This is a genomic window from Rhodospirillales bacterium, assembly GCA_023898805.1.
In the GTDB taxonomy this organism is placed as follows: domain Bacteria; phylum Pseudomonadota; class Alphaproteobacteria; order Micavibrionales; family UBA1664; genus UBA6145.
In genome coordinates, this window is record CP060260.1 from 267,578 (window position 1) to 292,903 (window position 25,326).

Consider the following 25,326-nt stretch of genomic DNA (forward strand, 5'->3'; position numbering starts at 1 on the left):
CGCGCCATCACGGATTAAAATGACGGATGATCGCACACGCCGCCACCGCCGGCGCCTCGCCCCGCGCGACCGGCACACGATGCACGGCCAGCGCATTGAACAGCGCCATGCGCTCGCCCCGATGCCGCAACGACAACCGCTCCAACCCCATGCGTACCACCGTGTCGGTGTCCCGCCCTTCGTCCGCAATCGCGGCTTGCGCGGCCAATTCATAGGCGCCGCGCCGCACGACATGATCCTGTTGATAATCTCGGAAACCTTCGAGCAGGTTATCGACGATCCCCTCATGCGCGGTATCCAGCAGCACATAGGCATACCGGTCCGTGTCCAGTATTCGGCGATTTTCCTCGCGCAGGATCAATGAGGATGAGATATCGACGACCTTGCCCGCCAGCGCGCCCGTTTTATCCAGCCAGCGCACGACCTCGCTTTCAAAGGTGCGAAACGCAGCCTCGCCGAATTCGGTGCGGAAATATTTCCCGTTCCATAACCGGCATTTTCCTCCGGAACGGGGGTCCGGCTCCGCCGCCGCTGCCAGCGCGTTGAACATATCCGAAAACTCATGTTCGGCCCGCGCCAGAAACCGGCGCATCACCGCGCCTTCCGGATGCGGATCTCTGGATGATACGGCGCGCAGACGGCGGAACGCCTGATCCGTTTCGATGACCTCGCGGCCCAGCATCCGGGCGATCTCCCGGTTCACCGCCTCCTTGCCCGAACCGGGCAGACCGATGATCAACGGCTGGCGTGCGGGATGCACCTTCAGGCCGCCTTGCCCATCTTATCGATCACCTCGACCAGCCCTTTGACCGCATCGACAGATTTGTCGAACATTTTCTGTTCGTCCGCGTTCAGCTTGATCTCGACGATTTTCTCGACCCCGTTTTTGCCGATCACGCACGGCACGCCGATATACAGGCCCTTGACCCCGTATTCGCCGTTCAGCTTGGCGGCGCAGGGCAGAACGCGGCGCTTGTCGCGCAGATACGATTCCGCCATCGCGATCGCGCTCGACGCCGGCGCGTAAAACGCCGAACCCGTTTTCAAAAGCGCCACGATCTCGGCCCCGCCGTCGCGCGTGCGCTGGACCATGGCATCGAGGCGCTCCTGCGTCGTCCACCCCATCTTGATCATGTCAGGCAACGGAATGCCCGCGACGGTGGAATACCGCACCAACGGCACCATCGTGTCGCCGTGCCCGCCAAGGACGAAGGCATTGACATCTTCGACCGAAACCTTGAACTCCTCGGCCAGAAAATGACGGAAGCGCGCGGAATCCAGCACACCCGCCATACCCACCACCTTGTTGGCGGCAAAACCCGTCGCGCGCTGCATCACCTCGACCATCGCGTCCAGCGGGTTGGTGATGACGATGACGAAGGCGTTGGGCGCATTCTGTTTGATGCCTGCGCCAACCGTGTTGACGATGCCGGTATTGATGCCGATCAGGTCGTCGCGGCTCATCCCCGGCTTACGCGGCACGCCTGCGGTGACGATCACGACGTCGGCACCCGCCAGCGCGCTGTAATCGTTGGAACCCGTGACCGACGCGTCGAACCCTTCGACCGGCGCGGCCTCGGCGATGTCCAGACCCTTGCCCTGCGGCACGCCCTCGGCCACGTCGACCAGAACGATGTCGCCAAGCTCTTTAAGGCCAGCCAGCAGCGCCAGCGTCCCCCCGATCTGCCCTGCCCCGACCAGTCCGATTTTCGCGCGTGCCATATGCCTTGTCTCCTTGCGGTGTGATGTGTTGTGTGCGTGCACGGGATGTTAGCCCGTTTTTCGCTTCGCACAAGTAGGGCGATGAAGCTTACGCCCGCTTTTGCGCGGGAATGCTGGTCAGTTCGCGCGTGATCAGCTTGCGCACAGGTGCAAACGCGTTGCCCAGCCGTAACAACGCATCGCGCGCCATCCGCGCCGGGCGGCGCGTATCGGTGTAAAGCCCGACCAGCATATTGGTCGCAAGGTAAAGCGGATGCGTCGCCCGCCGGTGTGCGCGCGTATATTTCTCCAAAAGCGTCCCCGACCCGATATCCAGCCCCAACCCCTGCGCGCGCGTGATTTCATCCGCCAGAAACTGCGCCCCGCTTAAACCGAAATTGAACCCGTGCGCGGTGACCGGATGCATCCCCACCGCCGCGTCGCCCAGCAGGGCAAAACGCTGGGCATGGAAACGCCGCGCATAAGTGGCGACAAGTGGATAGGCGTGCCGCGTGCCCGCCAACGCCATCGGCCCGAACCGCGCATGGAAACGCTCGGTGACCATGGCGTTGAACGCGGCTTCGTCCATCGACATCGCTTCCTGCGCCCGATCCGACGCAAGCGTCAAAACGACCGAGGATTCATGCGGACTGACCGGCAACACCGCCAAAGTCATGTCCATACGGAAACATTCATACGCGGTTTCGTCATGCGCCTGCGCGTGACCCATGCGGCAGACGATGCACACCCGGCCGAAATCGCGCATCTGGGTGGGAATGCCCATCTTGCGGCGCGTCTCCGAAAACCGGCTGTCCGCCGCCACGACCAGCCGCGCGTTCAAAACGCGCCCGTCGGCCAGCGTCACCCGCGCACCCCTTGCATCCGTGTTTACGGCACGCACAAGCTGGCCCGCGATCAACATGCTGTCACGACAAGTCTTGAATTGTTCGTAACATGCGCGGCGGATCAGATGGTTGCTGGCCAGCCAGCCCAGAACCCCGTCCGCCCGGTCATCGGGAAAGAAATGCAGACTGTAATCCGAATTGCCGTTCAAAACGCGGGCATGCTTGATCGGCGCGTCCAGCGCCTCCGGAATGCGGTCTAGTATCCCCGCCGCACGCATAATGCCGATGGATTTATGCGTCAGCGCGATATCCCGCCCGTCATAGGGCGGCGCACCCAGCGTGGATTCCGCCTGTCCCTCGATGACCGCAATCTTCAACCCTCGCCCTTCCATCAGGCACGCGAAGGAAAGACCGGCGGGACCGCCACCCACCACCACGATGTCGAATTCTTGCGTCTGCGCGCGCGTCATGGCCCCTCCGGCTGATTGCGATCCCCACACATACGCCCATTTTCATGGAATCGTAAAGACGCATACAAATCACCTTGAACACCGGCAAAAACAAAACCGGCCCGTTGGGGCCGGTTCGCAATAACATTGGCTTGTCGCGGGTTACGCGGCTTCGCGCCCGCCGCCCGATTTGAGCGAACCTGCCTTGGCGGCCAACGCCGCCGCCGGGGTAATGCCCGCTTTCATCAACTCCTGCATCTCACGCGCGGCCAGCAGGGTTTTATAGGCGTCCCCCTGCCCGTTCTGGCTGGCGATATGCAGCGCCGTACGCCCGTCCGCGTCTTCGGCCGTCACATCCGCGCCGGCAACCACCAGCATGCGGATTTTCTCGCGGTCGCCCTTTTTGGCGGCGTCCCACAAGGCCTTCTGGATTTCATCTTGATTCATGGTGTCGATCTTCCATTCCTGAATTTTCGAACGGATATTATGAAAAAAATTAAAGCTTGTCAAATTTTAACGCCTCCCCTTTGCGCCTACGCCAAGGGTCGCACCAAACCACACGGAAAGAAAAGAAAATTCTACAGCCCGAAACGCTGCCACGCGCCGCGCGCCTCAATGGCGTCCATCGCTTCGGCGGCAATCCCACCGCGCCCTGCGCGCGTACCCAGCAAAGAGGAAACAAACCCGCGCTCCGGCTCGAACGGCATCAATCGCACCTTGTCGCCGTACTTGTCGTGCATCACCCCGCGCAGATCGCCGACGGCGTCCGCAAGCCCGTTGGCCACCGCGCCCGCCCCGGTCCATATCTGCCCCTCGAACAAATCGGCCTCGGTGCCTTTCAGGCGGTTGCCCCGGCGTTCGCGCACCCATGCGATGAATTGCGCATGGATTTCCTTTTGCAGCGATTCAAGCCGCTGAACGTCGTTTTTTTTCTCCGGCAAAAACGGGTCCAGCATCGCCTTTGACGTGCCCGCCGTATGCACCCGGCGCTTGATGTCGTGGCGGCGGATGAAATCCTCGAACCCGAACCCGGCGGCGATGACGCCGATGGACCCGACGATGCTCGCGGGCTGAACATAAATTTTATCGGCGGCACAGGCCAGCCAGTATCCGCCCGAAGCCGCGACATCCTCGACGAACGCGGTCACCGGCATTTTCTTGTCGGCGGCGCAGTGACGGATCAACCCGGCGATCAGCGACGCCTGCGCGGGCGCGCCGCCCGGCGAATTGACGACGATCGCGACCTCGCGCAGATCGCGCACCGCGAATGCCTTTTCGATCAGTTCGGCATAACGCGCGGCGCACACCGCCCCGCGCCGCATCTGCGCATCTGCGATGACGCCGGAAAGGCGGATGACCGCGACCTTTGGCCGCTGCGCCATGAAATCGCCCACGATGGGCAAGTCGGAAAGAAAGTCCCGCATGGCCGCCACCATAGCGCGCTGGCACGGGTTTTGCTAGATGCCGGGGTATGAAGAAGACCGGCACGCTTATCCTCCTCCTTTCAACCCTGTGGCTTGCAGCCTGCGGCCCGCACATGCGCGAAGGTATCCAGCAGGATAGCCAGGCGCTGGCCGAACGGATGCAGACTTTCGCCATCGGCCTTGATGAGCCATAATCGCGTTACAACGGAGATAGCCCCGATGAAACGCACAACCATTTTTACCCTGACCCTGTGTATCGCCGCACTCGCGCTGGGCGCATGTACAAACACCCTGCACGGCGCGGGTCAGGATATGAAAAACATGGGCGAGAAGGTCGAGCAGATCGCACGCTGAATTACGCGCCCGAAAGCGCGTCCAGCGTTTCCGCCCCGCTCAAAATCCGCTCGGCCTGTGGGCGCCATGCGCCCCCGGCCTCGGTTCCCGTTTCGTGCAGGACAAGGCCGGGATGGATCGTGGCGGGCGTCTTGCGCCCCTTGCGCGCACGGATGACGATGCGCAACGCATCTTCCCCCTCATGCGCATAAAGCGGCCAGATTTCGATGGCCCCGAACCCGCGCGCCGCCAGCGCGGCGACGACCTTGTCGATATGGTCCGCACGGTGGATCAGGCTCAACCCGCCGCCCGGCTTTAGCGCGCGATGCGCCGCTTCTACCCATTCGGCCAGCGTCGCGTCCCCAACCTGTTTGCCCAATTGCCGCGCCCGCACCGTGTCCGGCGTAACCGACCACGTCCCGGCCTGTAGATAAGGGGGGTTGCACACGACGTGATGATATGCGCCCGCCGCGATCGTGGACCGATCGCGAATGTCAGCAACGCCGAAATCCGCATCCCATCCGTTCAGCGCCGCGCTTTCCCGCGCCAAAGCGACCAGTTCCGGCTGGATATCCACGCCGGACAGATGCACGCCCGCCCGCGCACGCACGCACAGACCGGCCGCGCCCGTGCCACACCCCAGATCCAGCACGCGTTCGCCCGCACGCGCGGCACAGCCCGCCGCGACCATCACCGCATCTAACCCGGCACGCAGGCCATGCGCATATTGCAATAATCGCACACGCCCCCCCAGAAGGGTGGTTTCCGTGTACGCCGCAAGTGTGTCCGTCGGGGGGTTTGCCTTTGACATTGGTTTTCGTCTACAACAATGGCGATGACCGCCTTGAAGCACAAGGATTGCCCCGCGTCAAACCCGGCGGCGTCCCCCCTCGACCGTCTGGCCGCGTTGCTGGAGGGGGAAATGGACGCAACCAACGCCGCCATTCTGGCCCGCGCCCGTTCCCACATCCCCTTGATTCCGCAAGTCGCGGAATATCTGATCGCTGCGGGCGGCAAACGCATCCGCCCCCTGCTGACCCTTGCCGCCGCAAATCTGTTCGGCGGCGCGCCCGGCGCGCCGGGACTTGCCGCCGCGGTTGAATTCATCCACACCGCGACCCTGTTCCACGACGACGTCATCGACGAAAGCGCCCAGCGCCGCGGCAAGCCCGCCGCCAACCTGGTGTTCGGCAACAAGGCAGCCGTGCTGGTCGGCGATTTTTTGTTCGGCCGCGCTTTTGAAATGATGGTCGAAACCGACGATTTGCGCATTCTTGCGATCCTTTCCCGCGCCGCGCGCGTGATGTCGGAGGGCGAGGTGCTGCAAATGTCCCTGACCGGCGACATCGACATCACCATCGACCAGTACCGCGACATCATCGACGCCAAGACCGCCGCCCTATTTTCCGGCGCGGCGGAAAGCGGCGCGCTGCTTGCTGGTTGCGACGACACGGGCGCGGCCGCGATGCGCGATTACGGCTATCATCTGGGCATGGCGTTCCAGATGATCGACGACCTGATGGATTACACGGGCCGGACCGCGAAAATGGGCAAGGAATCGGGCGACGATTTCCGCGAGGGCAAGATGACCCTGCCCGTCATTCTGGCGATCGGCAGCGCCGATGACGAAGAACGCGCCTTCTGGACCCGCACCATGCAGGCCCACGACCAGACCCCGGCGGACCTTGAAACCGCCCGCGCACTGATCGCCCAGCACGACGCGGTATCCCGCGGGCGGGACATCGCGCGGGACCACGCGGCCCGCGCCCGCGCGGCGCTTGCCCCCTGCCCGCAATGCGAATTACGCGGCGTGCTTGAGGATGTTCTTGACTTTGTCGTCGCCCGTGACCATTAATACCGCCACATTTTCAGGCATGTCGGAGCATAGCTCAGCCTGGTAGAGCGCTACGTTCGGGACGTAGAGGCCGGAGGTTCGAATCCTCTTGCTCCGACCATTCCCCCACCGCACCACTTCATCCGACGAGGATACGAACCTCCTCCACGTCACGTTTGCGGGCCAAAGGCCCGCAAGGGTTCGAATCCTCTTGCTCCGACCATTCCCCCATCGCACTTCATCCGACGAGGATACGAACCTCCTCCACGTCACGTTTGCGGGCCCAAGGCCCGCAAGGGTTCGAATCCTCTTGCTCCGACCATTCCCCCACCGCACTTCATCCGATGAGGATACGAACCTCCTCCACGTCACGTTTGCGGGCCAAAGGCCCGCAAGGGTTCGAATCCTCTTGCTCCGACCATTCCCCGCTCGTCATTGCGAGCGCGCAAGCGCGAAGCAATCCATAGGATGTTAAATGGAAGGATCCAGCGTCAGGATTTTAATCATCCTCGCAATGACAGAATTTTCTTAATTTCACGTCATGCAAAAGCCTTCGTGAGTGTCAAAAACAACACTGCATAAATGCCAGAAAACGGCCATTTCTGCTTTACGGGAGGGGGTTTTTTATATCCAATTGCACAAAGTTTGTTTTCCGAGGGGAATTTCGACGTGAAAAAACGCCTTCTTGCCGGCACCGCACTGACGGGATTCGTTTTCATAGCTATGAGCGGCACATCCGCTTTTGCATCTTGCAACAACCACGCGCCTAGCAGCAACCAAACAGTAACCTGCTCGGCCACTGGCGGTACCGACAACGCCGGCATTAACGGCTCAGGCAACACCAACATTACCGTAACCCTTAATCCCAACGCCGCCATCTCGACCGCAGCCAATGCCATCGTCATCGGATCTGGCAACATTAACCTTGGCGCCGGATCTTCGATCACCTCTGGCGGTTCCAGCGGCATAATAATCAACGCCACAGCCTCCAGCAGCGTCGATATGGCGGCAGGGTCGTCGATCGCGGCGACGACCTACGGCATCCGCTACACCGCCGGCAGCGCAGCTCTCGGCATCAGCGTGGCGGGCACACTTGCCGGCGGCACCGCCGCACTCGATATCGGCGCCGGTACACTCCAGTTCACCTTGTACGACACCGCCAGCATCACGGGCGATGTCATCGCGGGAAGCGGGGGTGGCGATTCTTTCATACTGGCCGGTACCGGCAGCGGCTCGTTGGATTCAAGCGAAATTGGCGTAGCGGGCCAGTATTCCGGGTTTGAAAGTTTTTCAAAAACCGGCACCGGCACATGGACGCTGACGAATACCGGCTCCGGCCATGTCTGGACCATTTCCGGTGGCACCCTGCGCGGCAGCACGGCCGAGTTCAGCGCGGGCACGACCACGGTCACCGGCACCGGCACGCTCGACATCACCAGCGGCGCAAATCTGGCACAGACAATTACAGGCACCGGGAACGTCTCGGTCACCAACGGCAACACCGTCCTGATTTCCGGCACCAACGACTATTCCGGCGCCACCACCGTCAACAACGCCAGCACCCTGCAAATCAACAGCGCAAACAGCGTCAGCAACACCTCCGGCATCACGCTTGACGACGGCACGCTACAAACAACCGCCACCCTCTCGCTCGACCGCGACTTTACCCTGGGCGCGGGCAACGGCACGCTGCTGGTCGATCCCGGCCAGACCGCAACCCTTTCCGGCAGTATCGGCGGCGCAGGCGCGCTGATTAAAACCGGCACCGGCAACCTGACCCTGTCCGGCACCAACAATTATTCCGGCGGCACCACCATTTCAGCAGGCACGCTTACGGCATCCAGCCTTGGCGCGCTTGGCTCCGGCGACATCACCGACAACGCCGCGCTCACCATATCGGGCGGCGGCACGTTTGCAGGCAACATCACCGGCACCGGGTCGCTGGTTAAAACCGGCACCGGCAACTTGGCCCTGTCCGGCACCAACAATTATTCCGGCGGCACCACCATTTCAGCGGGCACGCTTACGGCATCCAGCCTTGGCGCGCTTGGCTCCGGCGACATCACCGACAACGCCGCGCTCACCATATCGGGCGGTGGCACGTTTGCAGGCAACATCACCGGCACCGGCGCGGTAACGATCAACGGCGGCACGACCGCCGCCCTTTCCGGCACCAACGACTATTCCGGCGCCACCACCGTCAACAACGCCAGCACCCTGCAGATTGCAAGCGCCCTTACCAACACCTCCGGCATCACGCTTGACGACGGTACACTACAAACAACCGCCACCCTCTCGCTCGACCGCGACTTTACCCTAGGCGCGGGCAACGGCACGCTGCTGGTCGATCCCGGCCAGACCGCGACCCTTTCCGGCAGCATCGGCGGCGCAGGCGCGCTGATTAAAACCGGCACCGGCAACCTGATCCTGTCCGGCACCAACAATTATTCCGGCGGCACCACCATTTCAGCAGGTACGCTTACGGCATCCAGCCTTGGCGCGCTTGGCTCCGGCGACATCACCGACAACGCCGCGCTCACCATATCGGGCGGTGGCACGTTTGCAGGCAACATCACCGGCACCGGGTCGCTCGACGTGACTATCGGCGGCGGCGGCACCCTTACATTGACAGGCACGACGGACTACACCGGCGCGACCACGGTCGGCGGGTCGACGATTCTGGCTCTCAACAGTACGAACGCGCTTACCGGCACGTCGCATATCACCTTTACAAACGCCGCCGCCGATTTCACGAGTGCGATGAACGGCCAGACCTTCGACCGCGACATTACGATCGCGGGCACACAGGATACGATCAACATCGATTCCGGCACCACCGTTACACTATCGGGCACGATCGACGGCGCGGGCCAATTCGTGAAGGCCGGTGCCGGGCACTTGATCCTGACAGGCACCAAAACCTATGCCGGCGGCACCGACGTCACCAACGGGCTGCTTAGCGTTAACACCACCATTACCGGCGCGACCACGGTCGGCGGCGGGGGCAGTATCGGCGGCACCGGCACCACCGGCGACCTGACGATCGACAACAACGGTACACTTGCGCCAGGCAATTCGATCGGCACGTTCAACGTCGCAGGCAACCTGATCTTCAATTCCAACGCCTCGTACGATGTCGAGGCTGATGAAAACGGCAATGCCGACAAGACCGTGGCCACTGGTGCCATCACCATCAACGGCGGCACGGTTAATGCAAATGCGGCTTCTGGCATATACAGGCCCGTTACGACTTATACCATTTTACAAGGCGCGTCGGTCACCGGCGCCTTCGACAACGTCACCGACAACCTGGCCTTTCTGGACCCATCGCTGGTTTACAACCCGGACAGCGTGCAACTGGTGCTGACGCGCAACAACAATCCGTTTGAATCCGCCGCAACAAACGGACAACAGGCAGGAATCGCCGCCGCCGTCGAAGGGTTGGACCTTGGCAACGACCTGTATGACGCTGTCGTCGTCTTGCCGGTTCAGGACGCGCGCCACGCATTCGACGCGCTTTCAGGCGGACAGACCGCCGCCGTTTCCGGCGCGCTTGGTGCCGGCATGTCGCGATTGCGCGGCGTGCTGGGTTATCACCTTGCGAATTTGACGCTCATGGGTTCATCGGGATCTGTTGCCTCTGCCGCACCAGCGGCTGACGATGCCGATCCCGGCTCCTATGTCGCTGCCTATCTGGAGCCGTCAGACGGCCATGACACCACCGGCAGGAACATATGGATTCAGGGTATTGGTTCTTTCGGTGCCACCACTGATCGCGGCACCACGCCCAGCAGCGCCCGCCACAGCGCGGGCGCGATCGCGGGTATCGACATGCCGTTTGAAGACGACGGTTATTACGGCATCTACGCAGGCTGGGAAAGCGGCGGGGTGAAAACCAATGCCCTGCACTCCAGCTCAAACATCGATTCCTATCATCTCGGCGCCTACGCGACCCATAGCCTGCCGCACGGCCTCAATCTGGCGGGGGGCCTTTCCGCCGCGTGGCACGATATCAGCTCGCGCCGCGTAATCGAATTCACCGGCTGGAACACGCGTGCCACCGGCGACACCAACGGTCAAACCTATATGGCATTCGCGGAACTTAGCCGTGATTACGATGTGGGCGGCGACATCGCCTTCGCCCCGTTCGCCGATGTCAGCGTCATTCACAACCGCATTGCCGGATTCGCCGAAACCGGCGGCGGCACCGCGAACCTGACGGTTCAGGATACACACGCCACGACGCCCTCGCACACGCTGGGCCTGCGTCTTGGTCATCTGGGCGGCGCGGGCGCCGCGCGATATAAAATTGGTGCAAAACTGGGCTGGATGCACAATTACGGCGCGCTGGCCGACAAGACGACCCAGCGGTTTTCGACCGGTACCGTCAGCTTCTCCGACCTTGGCCCTGCGCGCGACCGCGATGCCGCTGTGCTGGGGCTGGACTTCAACGTGTATATGGATGCGGCACTTACGGCCTATCTCGGATATGACGGCACCTATTCCACCAACAGCCGCGACACCAGCCTGAGCGCCGGAGTCAAAATCCGCTTCTGATGGTGAACATCAGGCGGCGGGCTTTGTATCCGTGCGCATATCTGCGCCTGCTTCCGCCTCTGCATCTGGTGCGACTTGCGCTGCTTGCGTTGCCTCCGTCGCACGGTGCAGGAACATTTCGGCCAGCGCGTGATACAGCGATTTGGGCGCGATCAATCGGCTGATCCCTGTCGCCATTGCCGCCGTCGCGATCAACGCCACGGGTAAGGATTGCTGCCCGGTGATTTCCAGCACGATGATGAACGCCGTGATCGGCGCCTGCGTGACCCCGGCGAAATACGCGGTCATCCCCAGGATGACGACACCTGCAAGCGTCGTATGCGGGAACCACGGGGCCAAAGACGCCCCCAGACCCGCGCCGACCGACAGGCTGGGCGAGAATATCCCGCCCGGCAGACCGCTGACGCCCGAAATCGCGGTTGCGATAAATTTGCCGATGGTAAACAGCCACGCGCCGTCGGTATGGCCATGCAACATCTGCTCTGCCTGCCCGTAACCGGTGCCATAAGTCGCCCCGTGCGTTAGGATTCCGATGCACGCGATGACAAACCCGCACAGCGCGGCGAATATCACGGGATGGTTCAGCCCCTGCCGCGCGCATAACCTGCGCATCAAACGTCCGCCATCGACAAGCGCCCAGGTGAACAGCCCGCCCAAAAGCCCGCCAGCCACCCCGACAAGGAGAATCGCCGGCAGGTCGCGCAACATGCTGTAATCACCATCGGCATAGCCGAAATAACTGTAATTCCCCAAAACCGAAAGCGACGCGACCCCGGCGAACACGATCGCGGTCAGCACGATGCTGCTATAACGGTGCTCGAAGGCACGGGCCATTTCCTCGATCCCGAACACGATCCCGGCCAAAGGCGTGTTGAACGCGGCCGCCACCCCCGCCGCGGAACCCGCCAGAATGACGCTGCGCGTCATCTCGTTGCTCATGCGGGTAAAGGATGCGCTTAAATACAAAAGCGCCGCGCCCACCTGCACGGTCGGCCCCTCGCGGCCGATCGACGCGCCGCCCAGAAGCCCCAGCGCGGTCAGGGCTATTTTGCCGAAAATGACTCGCGGACCCAGAAGATATCGTCGCGCCTCGGGCGTTTCGGCCGTACGCGCCGCAATGGCTTGCGGAATACCGCTTCCCGCGGTGCTAGGAAAGAATCGTATCGTAACCCATCCGACGAGGGCGAAGATCGCGGGACAGATGATGAAGGGCAGCCAGTCGCCGTGCGAAACCGCGCCCGAGAACAGCTTTTGCGCGTAATCCGCGACATAGGTGAATCCGGCGGCGATCAACCCGATGATCACCGCCCCGATCCAGAAAATCAGGCGATTGCGCCACAGCGAAAGCGACAAAGCGCGCTTTCCGGCCTTGTATATGTCGTGCTGGTTCATGACGCTGGCAAAGAAAAACGATATGAAGCGACAGTGTAAAACAAATCCGCTTTGCCCGTAAACCCGCGGCACAGGATCAGGCCCCATTAACGTCATGCAAGATTTCACTGGCATATAAGCGTCCGAACAGGCATAAAAGCGGCGATTTGAACGCCTGACCCCGGTATTTTGACAATGTCCCTGCGCAACGTCGCCATCATCGCCCACGTCGACCATGGCAAAACCACCCTCGTCGACCAGCTTCTTAAACAGGCTGGCTCCTTTCACGCCAACCAGCACGTTGCCGAGCGCGCGATGGATTCCAACGATCTGGAAAAGGAACGCGGCATCACCATTCTGGCCAAATGCACGTCGATCCTTTGGAAGGATATCCGCATTAATATTGTCGATACACCCGGCCACGCCGATTTCGGCGGCGAGGTTGAACGCATCCTGAGCATGGTCGACGGCGTGGTGCTTCTGGTCGATGCCGCCGAATCCGTTTTGCCGCAGACGAAATTCGTGCTGGGCAAGGCGCTTGGGCGCGGCCTGCGCCCCATCGTCGTCGTCAACAAGGTCGACCGTCCCGATGCCCGCCCGCATCTGGTGCATGACGAGATTTTCGATCTTTTCGCCGCTATGGACGCCAACGACGAACAGCTCGACTTCCCGATGCTTTTTGCATCGGGTCGCAACGGCTGGGCCGTGAAGGATCTGGAGGACGAGCGCAAGGATCTGACCCCGCTGTTTGAACTGATCACGAACCACGTCCCCGCGCCCACAGTCGATACCGACGCACCGTTTTCGATGCTCGCGACCATTCTGGAATCGAATAATTTTCTGGGCCGCATCCTCACCGGCCGGGTTGAAACCGGCAAGGTCAGGATGAACATGCCCTTCAAGGCGCTGACCCGCGAGGGCAAGCTGATCGAACAGGGCCGCATCACCAAAATTTTGACCTTCCGGGGGCTTGATCGCGTCCCGGTCGAGGAAGCCGAAGCGGGCGACATCGTATGCATCGCGGGCATGACCAAGGCGACGGTCGCCGACACGCTGTGCGATCTGGCGGTTGAAGCGCCCCTGCCTGCGACACCGATCGACCCGCCGACCATCGCGATCACGTTTTCGGTCAACGACTCGCCGCTGGCGGGGACCGAGGGCACCAAGGTCACGGGCCGCGCCATCCGCGACCGCCTGTTCGCCGAGGCCGAGGGCAACGTCGCCATCCGCGTGCGCGAAACCGACGAAAAAGATGCCTGCGAGGTCGCGGGACGCGGCGAACTGCAACTCGGCGTGCTGATCGAAACCATGCGCCGCGAAGGCTACGAACTCTCCATTTCCCGCCCGCGCGTGCTCTTCAAAACGGATGAAACCACGGGCCAGCGCCTCGAACCGATCGAGGAAGTGCAGGTCGACGTCGACGAGGAATTTTCCGGCACCGTGGTCAACAAGATATCCGAACGCAAGGGCGAGATGACCGATATGCGCCCCTCCGGCGCGGGCAAGGTGCGCTTGACCTTCCTCGCCCCCTCGCGCGGTTTGATCGGCTATCAGTCCGAATTCCTGTCCGACACGCGCGGCACCGGCATCATGAACCGGCTGTTCCATTCCTACGCCCCGTACAAGGGCGCGATCCCGACGCGACATACCGGCGTGCTGATCTCCAACGGCCGCGGCGAAGCCGTGGCCTACGCGATGTGGAAGCTGGAAGACCGCGGCCCGATGATGATCGACCCCGGCGTGCCGGTCTATGAAGGCATGATCGTGGGCGAACATTCCAAATACAACGATCTCGACATCAACATTCTGGAAGGCAAAAAGCTGACCAACGTGCGCGCCGCCGGCAAGGACGACGCGGTCAAGCTTTCCCCGCCCATCCGCATGACGCTGGAAAAGGCCATCGCCTATATCAACGACGACGAACTGGTCGAAATCACGCCCCGCTCCATCCGCCTGCGCAAACGCTACCTCGATCCGAACACCCGCAAGCGCATGGCCAAGGCCGCCGAAGCCGCCGAGGCTTCGGCTGGTTAGTCCTTTTATCTTGCCATCAGACAGCAAGCCCGGAAGAAACTTTTTCCGGTGACCGGCGTTGAAGCAGATCATGCGGGAAACGGCGTGAATCCCAGTGCGCCATACGCGCCGCGTAAGCGGAGCCGATTGCGCCTCCGCCGCTCATGGCCAGTATCACGGCATACTCAAACCATTCCCCAACGTCCCGATGCTTTGGAACGGCGGCGGCCGCATAGAATATACTCATCAGACCCAAAGCACCCGTATACAGCAAAAGCATGTCCCTCATGCCGCTTCTGACGCCGGATTGATAAAGCGCCCGCCGCATTTCCGGGACGCTGGCATCCGGCCTGATTTGATCGTCGGCCACCTTAAAAACCGTGCACAGCCGCGCCCTGAATCCATTGCGTTCTTCCAGATCGTCCATGATCTCTCCTTGGCTTCGGAACAGGAAGACGTGATGCCAGCCCATTGAAAACAAAAATTTCATTATTTATGCAAAAATATGCATAATATGCACATTTTGTGCAAACACCCTCGCATTGAAAGGGAGAGGCGCGGACGATGATTTCCCTGCAACAGTTGCGCGCGGCGCGCGGCCTTCTGAACTGGACACAGCGGCAACTGGCCCGGGCAGCGGGCCTGTCGCTGCGCACACTCAACAGCATCGAACTCGGAACGACCGTGCCCCGCCTCGATACCATGCGCGCCATCCAATCCGCTTTCGAAGCGCAAAACGTTGTTTTCGGCCCCGGTCAGGCACTCCGGCTTCTGGATGAACGGTTGGAGATTGAAAAACACGAAGGCGAAACCTGCGTCGAGATATTGGCGAACGACATCATCGATCAGTTGCGCGGACGCGGCGGCGCGTATTTCGGCAACTATCCCGACGAAGCGGCGCTGACACGGCACAGCCCGCGCTTGTGGGATAAATTCTATGCCGATTGTCATGCCTGCGGTATCAAGGACTATCTGCTGGTCAGGGACGGGTTTACCGATTTCATCGCGCCGCCCAGCCATTACCGATGGCTGCCCGAAGCCGTGCTGGGCAAGCTCAGTTACAGCATCTATCACGACACGGTCAGTTTTCTGATGATGGGGCCGTCGCCGCGGCTGGTCATCATCCGCAGCGCCACCATCGCCGACCATTTCCGCGTTCAACTGACGGCGAACTGGGATGCGGCCATTGTCCCGCCCTTCAACCGCCATCTGGTAAAGGACGAGGACTCGGCGCGGCCATGGACCATGGCTCGTGCCGATGCCATGCGCAAAAAAATCAGGAAAATGGGTTACTGACTCCTCTACGAAACGTCCGCGCTATTTTCCTACGCCTAAAAAATATCAAAATTTCTGCGGGCATTTCGTGTTAGCCTCCGCAACATGGAATCCACGATCCCGCATTTGCGCGAAATTCTGATCTTTTTGACCGCTGCGGGTATTCTGGTGCCGCTGTTCCAGAAATTTCGCATTTCGCCGGTGCTGGGTTTTTTGATCGCGGGCCTGCTGCTCGGCCCCCACGGCCTGGGCAAGATCGCGCAAATCTGGCAACCGGCGGGCGCCTTCGTGATCACGGGGACCGAGGGGGTCCATGTTCTGGGCGAACTTGGCATCGTCTTCCTGCTGTTCATGATCGGGCTGGAGCTTTCCTTCGAACGCCTGAACCAGATGCGCCGCCTTGTCTTCGGCCTTGGCCTGTCGCAGGTCGCGCTCAGCGCGCTGGCCATCGGGCTGGTCGCGTTTCTCGCCGGCAACCGGCCGATCGTCGCCATCGTGCTCGGCCTTGGCTTTGCGCTGTCCTCGACCGCTATCGTCATGCAGCTTCTGGCCGAACACCGGCGCATGGGCTCCAGCGTCGGCCGCGTCAGCTTCGCCATCCTGCTTTTTCAGGATCTTTCCGTCGTCCTGCTGCTGTTCATCGTCGGGCTGGTCGGGCCGGATCTGCCCCATAACCTCAGCTTCTCCCTCGCCGCCACCATGGGAAAGTCGCTGGTCTACGCGATCGGATCGGTGGTCCTGATCGTGCTGATGGGACGCGTGGCCCTGCGCCCGCTGCTCAAACTCGCGGGCAAAAGCCGCGACCATAATTCCGAACTGTTCATCGCCGCGACGCTACTGGCCGTTTTCGCCATCGCCGCGGGCAGCGAGGCTTCGGGCCTGTCCATGGGATTGGGCGCGTTTCTGGCGGGCTTGCTTCTGGCCGAAACCGAATACCGCCACGACATCGAAACCGTGATCCGTCCATTTCGCGGCATGCTGCTTGGCCTGTTCTTCATGTCGGTGGGCATGGATGTCGACCTGGCCGTTCTGCTTACCTACCCGGTTTTGATTCCAGCGGCCCTGCTTGGCCTGTTCGCGCTCAAGGCGGCGGTGATCTATCCCCTTGCCCGTTTCTTTGGTATGGCGCGCGGACGGGCCATCGAACTCGGCCTGCTGCTGGGGCAGGCGGGCGAATTCGCATTGGTGGTCATTAACATGGCGACCGCGAACAGGATGATCGCGCCCGATGCCGCGCAATTCATGCTGATCCTGACCTCGCTGAGCATGATGGTCACGCCGCTGGTCGCCAATTTCGCTTATGGCATCCGTCAGGCGCTGGACGGTGCGGACCTTTCCCCCTATGGCCCCGCCGCGCACCAAATCGATTCCATAGACGGGCATGTCATTCTGGCCGGGTATGGCCGCATGGGCAGCCTGCTGCGCGATGTACTGGCGCGGCAATACATTCCGGTGGTCGCGATCGACACCAAATACGATTACACTCATGATTCAAAAACGCCCGTTTTGCTGGGCGATGCGACCGAAGCCGCGACGATGGAACGCGCCGGCCTGCGCCGCGCGATCGCGGTTGCGGTGATCATGGACAAGGCCGAGGATGCGAAAAAAGTCGTCTCGCTGGTCCGGCGCATGGCGCCCGGCCTGCCCATCGTCGCCCGCGCGCGCGATAACGATCATGCCGCCGCGCTTTACCGGCTGGGCGCCACCGTCACCATTCCTGACGTGGTCGAAGGCTCGCTCCACGTCGCGCAGGAATTGATGATGCGTCTGGGCATCCCGGAAGATCTGGCCCGCCATACGGTCGACCAGCAGCGCGCGGTCGAGGGTCACATCATCGAATCCATGCGCCCGCGTGACGCGCAAAGACCCGACATCAACGCGGATTGACGTTTCGTCTTAAAAGCCGTGCGAAAACACAAGCCGTGGGCAGTGGCGGCGATGTTCAAACGGAAGCGCCAGCGCCGTACCTGCGAAATCGCGCTCCAGCAACCCATGGGCGCGCACGCTTAAAATCAAAAGCCGCACCAGATCCTTAACCAACGGCGAGGTCAGCGCATGCAGCGAAACCGGCGTCGCGCCCGACGGGATGATGGCGGCCCTGCTTTCATACGCCCATACCCCGGCGTCGAATTCCTCGCTGACTTCGTGCATGATCATCTTGGCCTGCCGGTCGCCGCGCTCCAGCATGATCTCGAAAGGCCGCGGCCCGGCATAGATGCCGTCCTTCCACGCGCCCGGATGCCCGATCGGGTGGAAATTGTAGAAATTGAAGGACGGCGTATCGATCAGCCGCCGGTTGATCAACTGCCCGAACGTCCCCATCACCGCAATGTCCGGCTTCCAGACGTTTTCATACAGGTCATAGAACTCCGCGCTTTTGACCTTGCCGAAATACGGCGCGATGCCGATGCTTGCCGTATAATCGGGCACCAGCGATTTTTGCGCATAGGCTTCGTCGTACCGCCAGATGCGCGCCTTGCCGCCCGCATGCGGCAAATCGGGGTCGTCCGTCGCCACGCCCACGATCTCGACCTTGCCCGGCGGCAGGGACGCCAACGCCTGAAGCAGGTTCAGCCCGCGGTAAAAACTGCCGAACACGGCCACGCGCAAAGGCGGTAAATCGTCGTTCCGGTGTCGGACAAAATCGACCAGATAGGAATCAAACCCCGCACCCCCGTCCGGAAACCACGCATCCGCATCGTCCCGCGACCGACTGAGCGCGGCAAAGACGCCACTGTTTCCGGATATGCCTTTCAAACCGCCCGCCATTCGCTGCCCCACCTCTATACCGTCAACTCAAGACTCAAACCGTGGCCGGACATCGTCGCCTCGCGAAAACCTGCATCTTTCAGGATATGCCGCGATGCCAGATTGTTGAAACTGACCATGGCGCTGACGATGCGCGCGCCCAGACACGCCGGAAACTGCGGCAAAACAGCCAGCACGCATTCCTTCATATATCCGCGTCCTCGATGATTGATGCGCGTATAATAGCTCAAAGACCATTCACGCGGACGCCCGCCGTATTTGGCGTTGGCGGTGAACTCACCCGCCAGTTGCCCGTCTTGCCTTAAAAAAAGCCCCGCGACGACCTTGTCGGTGCTTGCCGCGATATGCCCAAGCGTTTCGTCGGCCATCTCCTGCGCCCATGCGTCGTCTGTGCCGGGCTGGCGATAGGGGTATTGGCGTTCCAAAATCATCTGCGCGATCTGCGGCGCGTCCGCCTGCGTATAGGGACGGATGATCAAACGCGGCGTGTGCACCGCTCCTGTTTCGGGCGGCATGAAGCGTTGCGATGCTGAAAGGAAGTCTGCGCCAACCATGCGGGCAGATTAGTCCAAATATTTTAATTATGTCAAATTATTGCTTGAGGTTCTTCAAAATGGCGAACGGATTGCCATCGTCCGCATCATCCGCGGATTTCTTGCCCTCGAACGTATACACCCGCCCCGCCCGGTCGCGATCGAAATCCCGCTCGCGCTTTTTGTCGAAGCGCGGCTTCGACGGGCGATCCCCGTCATGATGCTTGGGTCGCTGCGGCTTGTTGGGGTCATAGGCTTTTTTGGGTGCGTCCGTGCGCACGTTTCGGTCTTCATGACGCTTTTCATGGCCGGCACGCGACTGCCGTTCGTTGCGCTCGCGCGGTTTCCTGTCATGTCCGCCGCGCCGTTCGCGCGGGCCTTGCGGCTGATCGCTCATGCGCCCGCGCCGCAGCATGAATTTGACGCTCACAGGCGCCGGTTTCGGCACGCTCGGGGCTTCGGCCATCACGGCAGCAATCGCGTCGCTCAACGGCGCTTCGGATGCCGAGGCCGGTTCGGGCGTCGGTTCGGAGGCCGGCTCGGATTCCGGCTCCGCCACCGCCGCCGCTTCCACAACAGGTTCCGCGGCAGGCATCTCGGCAGGTGCGGCAACCGCCGCGTCCTCCTTCAAACGGCGATGCCCCATCGCCTCCAGAATCGCGTACAGCCCGTCCAGATTGGTGCCCAGCCATTCGGCATATTTATGCTTGGCCTCGAACACGCCCTTGACCGCGCTGTCGTAAACATCGGTCACCACGCGGTCGAGCATGTCGATGCGGATGGCGCGCGGCCCGAACACCGGGTATCCGATCATGCGGTAGAAATCAGGGTCGATGGCGGCGGGATCGACGACCTCGGACACACGCCCGTCTACGGGCCGCGCCATGGGAAGCGCCTTGTCGTGCCACAACCCCCAAAGCAGCGCACGCATTTTCACCGCCGCCGGCTTCACCAGCGCGGGCAGAAAAGCCAAAATCGGCCCCAGCCGCACGCCCTTGCCGCGCAGCGCCTTGCGCAGATCGGGATCGAGTCCCGCGATCTCGCCCTCCAGCTCCGTGCGCTTGATCACGCCCAGATGCGCGTACAACTTGTCGCCGATGGCGCGCGCCGGACCTTCGGGCAAGGCGCCTTCCCCGGCTTCCTGCTTTAAAAGGAACAGCGGCTCAAGCACGCCGCGCACATGAATGGCCAGCCATTCGCGCGCGGGTTCGTAATCCGTGTCGGGGGACAGCAGCGCCGCGCCCTTCACGATCCGCCCCACCGCCACGCCGGGCAGCGGGTTGGACGCGTTTTCCTGAAAGAAAATCTGACCGTCGTCGGCCAGCGAATACCGCCCGGCGGACTCCGTCGGCTTGGCCGGTGTCTCGATTTTTTCCTCTGGCGGGGCGCTGGTATCGCTCATGCGCTCGGACTATAGGCGTCTTGCGTTCTGCGTGCAATCGGGCAATGTCATGGGAAAGACATCAATACCAGCTATACATCAGGTCGAACAAAAGGAACTTTTATGCCCCGCCCGCATTTTCTCGCCCTGTCCGCATTCCTGCTCCTGCTCGCCCTGCCCGCGGCGGCAACACAGATCGACGTGACACAGGGCGGCGCCGATGCACTTAAGCCCCGCATCGCGACCGCACTCGATACGCTGGCCGGGTCGCTGGGCGCGGCGGGCGTGCGCATGGAACGCACCGGCGAACTGATGGTCGAACCCGCGGGCAATTATTACGCCGTCACCACACCGGCCATCGTGCTGCACATGCCCGGCGGCGGCACCCGCACCGTGGGCATGGTCGCGATCAACGCCATCCCCACCGCCGACCCCGATATTTTCCGCGTCGCCATCGCCCTGCCCACCCCGATGCAGGACGCCGACGCAAACGGCAAGGCTACCGGCAGCCTGTCCATCGGGCGCCAGATGATGAACGGCATCCTCGACACCCGCGCGGCGATGTTCACCCAGCTTGACGCCGATTACCAGACGCTGCGCCTGACCGACAATCTGCACCAGACCGACCTGCAGATCGCCGATGCCGCCGTCAGCCTGCGCCTTGCCGCTTCCGACGCCCTTTGGTCCGGCCCCGCGCAAATGACGTTGACCAACCTGACCTACCGCGCGCCCGATCACCGCTATGTCATCGGCCGCATTGCGGTAAACGCGGCGCTGGACGGTGTCGACATCATCGCCAAATCCACCCTGCCTACAAATGCCGCGCTTTCGCCCGGCGGCTTGGTCGCCGCTTATATCGGGCGCAACGCGAACACGGCGAACATGACGATCGAAGGCGACGACATCACCATCACCTCGCTCATTGCCGGCAAGCCCCAAACCGGAAAAATCGCGAAATTCATGCTAAGCGCCAATCTTGCCGGCCTGAAAACCGGGCTGGCCACCGCGCCCTTCACCCTTGCCGCCAGCGGCGGCAGTGCCGATGGCACGGCCGCGCGCTTCATGCCCGCGACACTGGACGCGCGTGGCACGATCGCCAAACTGCCGCTGGTCGACCTGCTGACCGCCGCCGACACTCATGCCCGCAAGGCCCTGCTTGATAAATCGGCCACCACACTGACTTTGGACGCGCTGGCCCTGAACGCCCCGGCCTATGGCCTGACCGGCAACGCCCTGCTGACTTCAAGCGGTGGCGCGCCCCTCGGTGCGACTGGCGCCCTGCACGCCTCGGTCCGGGGGATGGAGGATCTGGCGGGTTTCCTGTCCGATTCCACGGCCACCTCCGCGCTCGGTCTAGCCGTGCCGCCCGCCGTACCCGCCGCGATTGCGATGGTGGCGATGACCGGCCTGCCCGGCACAGATGCGGGCGGCCAGCCGGTCAAGAATTTCGACTTTAAGCTCGACGCCGACGGCAAGATTAACCTTAACGGCGCTGATGTCTCGGCTCTGGGCCCGCTGTTGCAGGGGCAGCAAAAATAAGCGTCACGCGAGCAGCGCCGCGTTCAGTGACGTCAGCACCAAGCGCCCTGCCTGCGTCGGGACAAGCCGTCCCGGTACGTCGGCCAAAAGCCCCGCCGCCTGCAATTCCGGCACAAGGCCCAGATTGAGCCCGCCCTGTTCAAGCCCGTCCAACGCCACACCCTCGCGCAGACGCAATCCCATCATCAGCCGCTCCTCGAACCGCGCGCGCGCGTCTATGGCCTCAAACGGATGATAGCCGTGCCCATCCGCCCGCACCCGCTCCAGCCACACTTCCGGCGCGCGGTGGGTCCGCGTCGCAAGCCAGTCCGAACTTAAAAACACCCGTCCATGCGCGCCGGGACCGATGCCCGCATATTCGCCATACCGCCAATAGGTCAGGTTGTGGCGGCTCTCGCACCCCGGCCGCGCGTGGTTGGAAACTTCATAAGCTGGCATCCCATGTGCATCCATCATGTTTTGTGTGATTTCATAGAATATTGCCGCCTGATCTTCATCCGGAATCTTAAGACGGTCAGAATGGTACAGCGTAAAAAACTGCGTATTCGGCTCGATGGTCAGTTGATACGCCGACAGATGGTCCCCCGCCATGCTCAGCGCCGCGCGCAATTCGTTTTCCCACGCATCCGGCGTCTGGCCGGGCCGGGCATAGATCAGGTCGAAGGAATAGCGCGGAAAGATCCGCGCCGCCAGATCGACCGCCGCCCGCGCCTCCTCCACGCTGTGCTGCCGCCCCAGCGCGGCCAGATCGGCAGGCACCAGCGATTGCACCCCTATCGACACGCGGTTGACCCCCGCTGCGCGGAAATCGCGGAATTTTCCGGCCTCGACCGAGGTGGGATTGGCCTCCAGCGTGATTTCGCAATCATCGGCCAGCATCCACACACGGCCCGCCGCCGCGATCACCGCCGCGACCGTATCCGCCGCCATCAAACTGGGCGTCCCGCCCCCGAAAAAGATCGACGTGACCCGGCGCGCACCCAATTGTCCAGCGGTGTATTCCAGTTCGCGCAGCAGCGCCGCCGCCCACGCCGCGTCGTCCACCCCTGCCCGCACATGGCTGTTGAAATCGCAATACGGGCATTTGGCCTTGCAAAACGGCCAGTGGACGTAAAGGGCTATGGGTGGAGGCGTGTCCGGCATTAACAAAATTGGGGCTTTATCCTGCGACATGATTACTGGGGATTTTTACACTTTTATAATTTGAATTATCCGTTCCAGATTGGTTATATGCAAAAAAAGAAACAAATAAAACAGCATGGAACAGGGAAAATCATGACAGCGATGGTAGTGGTTCCAAGGGATGAAACACGCCATTATGTCATCGGCAGCGAGGACGGCCTGACCAAACAGGACCTGTTGTATATGCGCCGCCGCGTCAAACAACTGGTGCGTAACCTCAGAAAGAAATACGCCTTTCTTGGCCGGGCATTGGGGGATGAGAACGGCTATCAGGTGCGCGCCGACCTGAATCTGGAATCGCGAACGGTCAAAATCCACTTTGAACGGATCGTTGAAAATCCGGACGCACGAAACATCATCAATACCGCCGCGATACTGGAAGCGTCGGTGGCACTCCTGAAACCCCGCACGCGCGAACAGCTGGCCGCCATGGGGCTGGAAAAAGACCCGGATGTTCCCGTGCGCGCAGTTTCACTCTCGGGCCGCATCATGCGCCCCGGTGTTAGAAATATGCTTCCGATTGAGGATCTGCGCATCCATACCGCGCCGGAAGCCGGCACCGATATATTCGACAAGCTCATCCTCAACGGGTTTATCTATCATCCGCGCGGCGCAAATTACATCCCGCTGTTTAGCGACGAACCGATGGAGCCGATTGGCCGCGGCCTTCGCCGCAGCATGGCGAAACGTCCGGTCCACGCCCTCTCGGAAGACCAGCGTAATTACGTACGCAATACTTTTGGCAAATTTGAAACCAATTTCTACGGCCGCCATGGGCATGTTCTTGAATCGGTCGTTTTCGACGTCGATCCGTTCGACCACAGCTTCCGTATGGATTTTCGCGTCGCCGCGGCCTTCAAAGGCAAGGGTGCCGCCGATTTTTCGCTTCAGGGCGATTTCGATCTTTACTGGCGCAACAAGGGCGGCGACGGCACGGCGCTGTTGCTGAACGTGCGCGGCGGGCTGAGCCGTAAATTCCACGAACGCGCCCGCATGACCGAACCGATGAACATCGACGGCAAAAAACGCGCGGCAGCGTCCGACGCCCTGTTCAACCTGATCGCCATGTCCGGAAAACTCTCCGTGCACGATGCCGGTGTTTCGCGCGAAAGAAAAAAAGAGATCAAATTCCGCCGCCCCAGCGCCGACGAAAGACGGTACGAACATCGCGTCCGGCGACGGGTTGAAGACCTTTACGCGGACAGCTTCCTGCGCCAAGCGCCGGATGCCCTGACGCGGGAGGCGGAACCCGCCGATGATCTGTCCCCTGCGCCCGCCGATGCGCCGGTGGATGCCGCCGCGCTTAGCCACATATTCATATCCGCCGCGAGCATCAGCAACGACGGATCGAGCTGGAAAAAATCGCCCGCGCCGAAAAACCGAAAAAAAGCGACAAGATCCGCGTGGAAAAAACGTAAAAAAGCCAAGCCGTGGAAACGGCATGATGGCGATGCGCGGCGCGCCCGCCTAGAAAACCGTTTCCATTAACGCGGCCAACGCGCGGGCGCGGTGGGAATAAGCGTTTTTTTCGTCCATCGACATTTGCGCGAATGTGCGTGTTTCGCCCGTTGGCATGAAAACCGGATCGTAACCGTGCCCTCCGCTCCCGCGCGGCGGCCAGACGATTTCCCCGTCCACCCGGCCTTCCGCCCACTCGACATGGCCGTCCGGCCATGCCAGCACCAGCACGGCCATGAAATGCGCGCCCCGGTCGGTTGCATCGCCCATGCGTTCATGCACCAGCCGCATCGCCTTCATCGGGTCTTTTTCCGGCCCCATCCAGCGCGCCGAATAAATGCCGGGATTCCCGCCCAGCGCCGTGACACACAGGCCGGAATCGTCGGCCATGCACGGCAGGCCAGATGCCCTCGCCCCTGCCACCGCCTTGATCGTCGCGTTTTCAAGAAAACTCGCCCCGTCCTCGACCGGCTCGGGCAAATCGACATCGACCGCCGAAAGCAGCTTTTCCACCCGCCCGCGCAACAATGTCTCGAATTCGGCCATCTTGCCCGCGTTATGCGTGGCCACCACCAATGGCCCGCCCGCAAATTTGCGCGGCGCGGCGCCTTTTTTTAACTTATTCCGCAATTCAGGCATAACCAAAGTATATCACAAAGCGC

At 61.8% G+C, this 25,326-nt stretch carries 21 protein-coding genes and 1 tRNA gene; 9 read left to right on the forward strand and 13 right to left on the reverse strand.

The annotated features are described in order from the left end of the window. Positions 1 to 7: 7 nt before the first annotated feature. The 5 genes from H6866_01400 to H6866_01420 all read right to left on the reverse strand — a co-directional run bounded on the left by H6866_01400 (position 8) and on the right by H6866_01420 (position 4,419). Positions 8 to 760: a hypothetical protein gene (locus H6866_01400; protein USO07907.1), complete on the reverse strand. Its 753-nt coding sequence runs from the start codon at positions 758 to 760 to the stop codon at positions 8 to 10. Between the two features lie 2 nt (positions 761 to 762). Further along, positions 763 to 1,722 carry a malate dehydrogenase gene (mdh, locus tag H6866_01405; protein USO07908.1) on the reverse strand — a complete coding sequence of 320 codons (960 nt, stop codon included), beginning with the start codon at positions 1,720 to 1,722 and terminating at the stop codon, positions 763 to 765. A gap of 88 nt (positions 1,723 to 1,810) precedes the next feature. Beyond that, a complete protein-coding gene (ubiM, locus tag H6866_01410) occupies positions 1,811 to 3,016 on the reverse strand; it encodes a 5-demethoxyubiquinol-8 5-hydroxylase UbiM (GenBank protein ID USO07909.1) in 1,206 nt (401 codons plus the stop codon). Between the two features lie 141 nt (positions 3,017 to 3,157). Then, positions 3,158 to 3,442 carry an ankyrin repeat domain-containing protein gene (locus H6866_01415; protein ID USO07910.1) on the reverse strand — a complete coding sequence of 95 codons (285 nt, stop codon included), beginning with the start codon at positions 3,440 to 3,442 and terminating at the stop codon, positions 3,158 to 3,160. 131 nt (positions 3,443 to 3,573) lie between these two features. Continuing rightward, positions 3,574 to 4,419 (reverse strand): S49 family peptidase, encoded by an 846-nt coding sequence (locus H6866_01420; protein ID USO07911.1) that lies wholly within the window; start codon positions 4,417 to 4,419, stop codon positions 3,574 to 3,576. A gap of 47 nt (positions 4,420 to 4,466) precedes the next feature. On the opposite strand from H6866_01420, the gene H6866_01425 reads away from it, so the two are divergent. Then, on the forward strand, positions 4,467 to 4,613 hold the full coding sequence (locus H6866_01425) for a hypothetical protein (GenBank protein ID USO07912.1): 147 nt from the start codon (positions 4,467 to 4,469) through the stop codon (positions 4,611 to 4,613). Between the two features lie 161 nt (positions 4,614 to 4,774). On the opposite strand, the gene H6866_01430 is transcribed toward H6866_01425, so the two are convergent. Continuing rightward, the gene (locus tag H6866_01430) at positions 4,775 to 5,563 is read right to left on the reverse strand and encodes a methyltransferase domain-containing protein (GenBank protein ID USO07913.1); all 789 of its coding nucleotides are present in this window, start codon (positions 5,561 to 5,563) and stop codon (positions 4,775 to 4,777) included. A 24-nt stretch (positions 5,564 to 5,587) separates the two neighbouring features. Here H6866_01430 and H6866_01435 point away from each other — a divergent pair, with 24 nt between their 5' ends. The 3 genes from H6866_01435 (at position 5,588) to H6866_01445 (ending at position 11,143) form a co-directional block, all read left to right on the forward strand. Then, on the forward strand, positions 5,588 to 6,607 hold the full coding sequence (locus H6866_01435; protein USO08547.1) for a polyprenyl synthetase family protein: 1,020 nt from the start codon (positions 5,588 to 5,590) through the stop codon (positions 6,605 to 6,607). Positions 6,608 to 6,630: 23 nt separating this feature from the next. Continuing rightward, positions 6,631 to 6,707, forward strand: a tRNA-Pro gene (locus tag H6866_01440). A 602-nt stretch (positions 6,708 to 7,309) separates the two neighbouring features. Next, positions 7,310 to 11,143: an autotransporter domain-containing protein gene (locus H6866_01445; protein ID USO07914.1), complete on the forward strand. Its 3,834-nt coding sequence runs from the start codon at positions 7,310 to 7,312 to the stop codon at positions 11,141 to 11,143. 9 nt (positions 11,144 to 11,152) lie between these two features. Here the strand turns inward: H6866_01445 and H6866_01450 are convergent, their stop codons facing one another. Beyond that, complete coding sequence (locus tag H6866_01450) at positions 11,153 to 12,535, reverse strand: chloride channel protein (protein USO07915.1); 1,383 nt, start codon at positions 12,533 to 12,535, stop codon at positions 11,153 to 11,155. Positions 12,536 to 12,709: 174 nt separating this feature from the next. Here H6866_01450 and typA point away from each other — a divergent pair, with 174 nt between their 5' ends. Continuing rightward, positions 12,710 to 14,548 carry a translational GTPase TypA gene (gene typA / locus H6866_01455; GenBank protein ID USO07916.1) on the forward strand — a complete coding sequence of 613 codons (1,839 nt, stop codon included), beginning with the start codon at positions 12,710 to 12,712 and terminating at the stop codon, positions 14,546 to 14,548. Between the two features lie 16 nt (positions 14,549 to 14,564). Here typA and H6866_01460 read toward each other — a convergent pair whose 3' ends face one another. Continuing rightward, positions 14,565 to 14,954 carry a hypothetical protein gene (locus H6866_01460; GenBank protein ID USO07917.1) on the reverse strand — a complete coding sequence of 130 codons (390 nt, stop codon included), beginning with the start codon at positions 14,952 to 14,954 and terminating at the stop codon, positions 14,565 to 14,567. Positions 14,955 to 15,091: 137 nt separating this feature from the next. Between H6866_01460 and H6866_01465 the strand changes: the two genes are divergently transcribed. Beyond that, on the forward strand, positions 15,092 to 15,823 hold the full coding sequence (locus H6866_01465; protein ID USO07918.1) for a helix-turn-helix transcriptional regulator: 732 nt from the start codon (positions 15,092 to 15,094) through the stop codon (positions 15,821 to 15,823). Positions 15,824 to 15,907: 84 nt separating this feature from the next. Beyond that, positions 15,908 to 17,689 (forward strand): cation:proton antiporter, encoded by a 1,782-nt coding sequence (locus H6866_01470; GenBank protein USO07919.1) that lies wholly within the window; start codon positions 15,908 to 15,910, stop codon positions 17,687 to 17,689. A 9-nt stretch (positions 17,690 to 17,698) separates the two neighbouring features. Here H6866_01470 and H6866_01475 read toward each other — a convergent pair whose 3' ends face one another. Genes H6866_01475 through H6866_01485 form a run of 3 tightly spaced genes read right to left on the reverse strand, consistent with a single transcriptional unit; the run spans position 17,699 to position 20,506 of the window. After that, positions 17,699 to 18,571, reverse strand: a complete 873-nt coding sequence (locus tag H6866_01475) for a hypothetical protein (protein ID USO07920.1) — start codon at positions 18,569 to 18,571, stop codon at positions 17,699 to 17,701. 14 nt (positions 18,572 to 18,585) lie between these two features. After that, positions 18,586 to 19,125 (reverse strand): GNAT family N-acetyltransferase, encoded by a 540-nt coding sequence (locus H6866_01480; protein ID USO07921.1) that lies wholly within the window; start codon positions 19,123 to 19,125, stop codon positions 18,586 to 18,588. A gap of 37 nt (positions 19,126 to 19,162) precedes the next feature. Continuing rightward, positions 19,163 to 20,506: a hypothetical protein gene (locus H6866_01485; GenBank protein USO07922.1), complete on the reverse strand. Its 1,344-nt coding sequence runs from the start codon at positions 20,504 to 20,506 to the stop codon at positions 19,163 to 19,165. A 102-nt stretch (positions 20,507 to 20,608) separates the two neighbouring features. On the opposite strand from H6866_01485, the gene H6866_01490 reads away from it, so the two are divergent. Continuing rightward, the gene (locus tag H6866_01490; protein USO07923.1) at positions 20,609 to 22,024 is read left to right on the forward strand and encodes a hypothetical protein; all 1,416 of its coding nucleotides are present in this window, start codon (positions 20,609 to 20,611) and stop codon (positions 22,022 to 22,024) included. 3 nt (positions 22,025 to 22,027) lie between these two features. On the opposite strand, the gene H6866_01495 is transcribed toward H6866_01490, so the two are convergent. Continuing rightward, positions 22,028 to 23,197, reverse strand: a complete 1,170-nt coding sequence (locus H6866_01495) for a coproporphyrinogen III oxidase (GenBank protein USO07924.1) — start codon at positions 23,195 to 23,197, stop codon at positions 22,028 to 22,030. A gap of 102 nt (positions 23,198 to 23,299) precedes the next feature. Here H6866_01495 and H6866_01500 point away from each other — a divergent pair, with 102 nt between their 5' ends. Then, on the forward strand, positions 23,300 to 24,694 hold the full coding sequence (locus H6866_01500; protein ID USO07925.1) for a hypothetical protein: 1,395 nt from the start codon (positions 23,300 to 23,302) through the stop codon (positions 24,692 to 24,694). On the opposite strand, the gene rdgB is transcribed toward H6866_01500, so the two are convergent. Then, positions 24,674 to 25,303: an RdgB/HAM1 family non-canonical purine NTP pyrophosphatase gene (rdgB, locus tag H6866_01505; GenBank protein ID USO07926.1), complete on the reverse strand. Its 630-nt coding sequence runs from the start codon at positions 25,301 to 25,303 to the stop codon at positions 24,674 to 24,676. The genes H6866_01500 and rdgB overlap by 21 nt on opposite strands. Positions 25,304 to 25,326 lie beyond the last annotated feature (23 nt).

Excerpts from the sequence above, each read along its gene's own strand:
- mdh (USO07908.1), bottom strand. The coding sequence starts at position 1,722 with ATGGCACGCGCGAAAATCGGACTGGTCGGGGCAGGGCAGATCGGGGGG.
- ubiM (USO07909.1), bottom strand. The coding sequence starts at position 3,016 with ATGACGCGCGCGCAGACGCAAGAATTCGACATCGTGGTGGTGGGTGGC.
- H6866_01415 (USO07910.1), bottom strand. The coding sequence starts at position 3,442 with ATGAATCAAGATGAAATCCAGAAGGCCTTGTGGGACGCCGCCAAAAAG.
- H6866_01420 (USO07911.1), bottom strand. The coding sequence starts at position 4,419 with ATGCGGGACTTTCTTTCCGACTTGCCCATCGTGGGCGATTTCATGGCG.
- H6866_01425 (USO07912.1), top strand. The coding sequence starts at position 4,467 with ATGAAGAAGACCGGCACGCTTATCCTCCTCCTTTCAACCCTGTGGCTT.
- H6866_01430 (USO07913.1), bottom strand. The coding sequence starts at position 5,563 with ATGTCAAAGGCAAACCCCCCGACGGACACACTTGCGGCGTACACGGAA.
- H6866_01435 (USO08547.1), top strand. The coding sequence starts at position 5,588 with ATGACCGCCTTGAAGCACAAGGATTGCCCCGCGTCAAACCCGGCGGCG.
- H6866_01445 (USO07914.1), top strand. The coding sequence starts at position 7,310 with ATGAGCGGCACATCCGCTTTTGCATCTTGCAACAACCACGCGCCTAGC.
- H6866_01450 (USO07915.1), bottom strand. The coding sequence starts at position 12,535 with ATGAACCAGCACGACATATACAAGGCCGGAAAGCGCGCTTTGTCGCTT.
- typA (USO07916.1), top strand. The coding sequence starts at position 12,710 with ATGTCCCTGCGCAACGTCGCCATCATCGCCCACGTCGACCATGGCAAA.
- H6866_01460 (USO07917.1), bottom strand. The coding sequence starts at position 14,954 with ATGGACGATCTGGAAGAACGCAATGGATTCAGGGCGCGGCTGTGCACG.
- H6866_01465 (USO07918.1), top strand. The coding sequence starts at position 15,092 with ATGATTTCCCTGCAACAGTTGCGCGCGGCGCGCGGCCTTCTGAACTGG.
- H6866_01470 (USO07919.1), top strand. The coding sequence starts at position 15,908 with ATGGAATCCACGATCCCGCATTTGCGCGAAATTCTGATCTTTTTGACC.
- H6866_01475 (USO07920.1), bottom strand. The coding sequence starts at position 18,571 with ATGGCGGGCGGTTTGAAAGGCATATCCGGAAACAGTGGCGTCTTTGCC.
- H6866_01480 (USO07921.1), bottom strand. The coding sequence starts at position 19,125 with ATGGTTGGCGCAGACTTCCTTTCAGCATCGCAACGCTTCATGCCGCCC.
- H6866_01485 (USO07922.1), bottom strand. The coding sequence starts at position 20,506 with ATGAGCGATACCAGCGCCCCGCCAGAGGAAAAAATCGAGACACCGGCC.
- H6866_01490 (USO07923.1), top strand. The coding sequence starts at position 20,609 with ATGCCCCGCCCGCATTTTCTCGCCCTGTCCGCATTCCTGCTCCTGCTC.
- H6866_01495 (USO07924.1), bottom strand. The coding sequence starts at position 23,197 with ATGTCGCAGGATAAAGCCCCAATTTTGTTAATGCCGGACACGCCTCCA.
- H6866_01500 (USO07925.1), top strand. The coding sequence starts at position 23,300 with ATGACAGCGATGGTAGTGGTTCCAAGGGATGAAACACGCCATTATGTC.
- rdgB (USO07926.1), bottom strand. The coding sequence starts at position 25,303 with ATGCCTGAATTGCGGAATAAGTTAAAAAAAGGCGCCGCGCCGCGCAAA.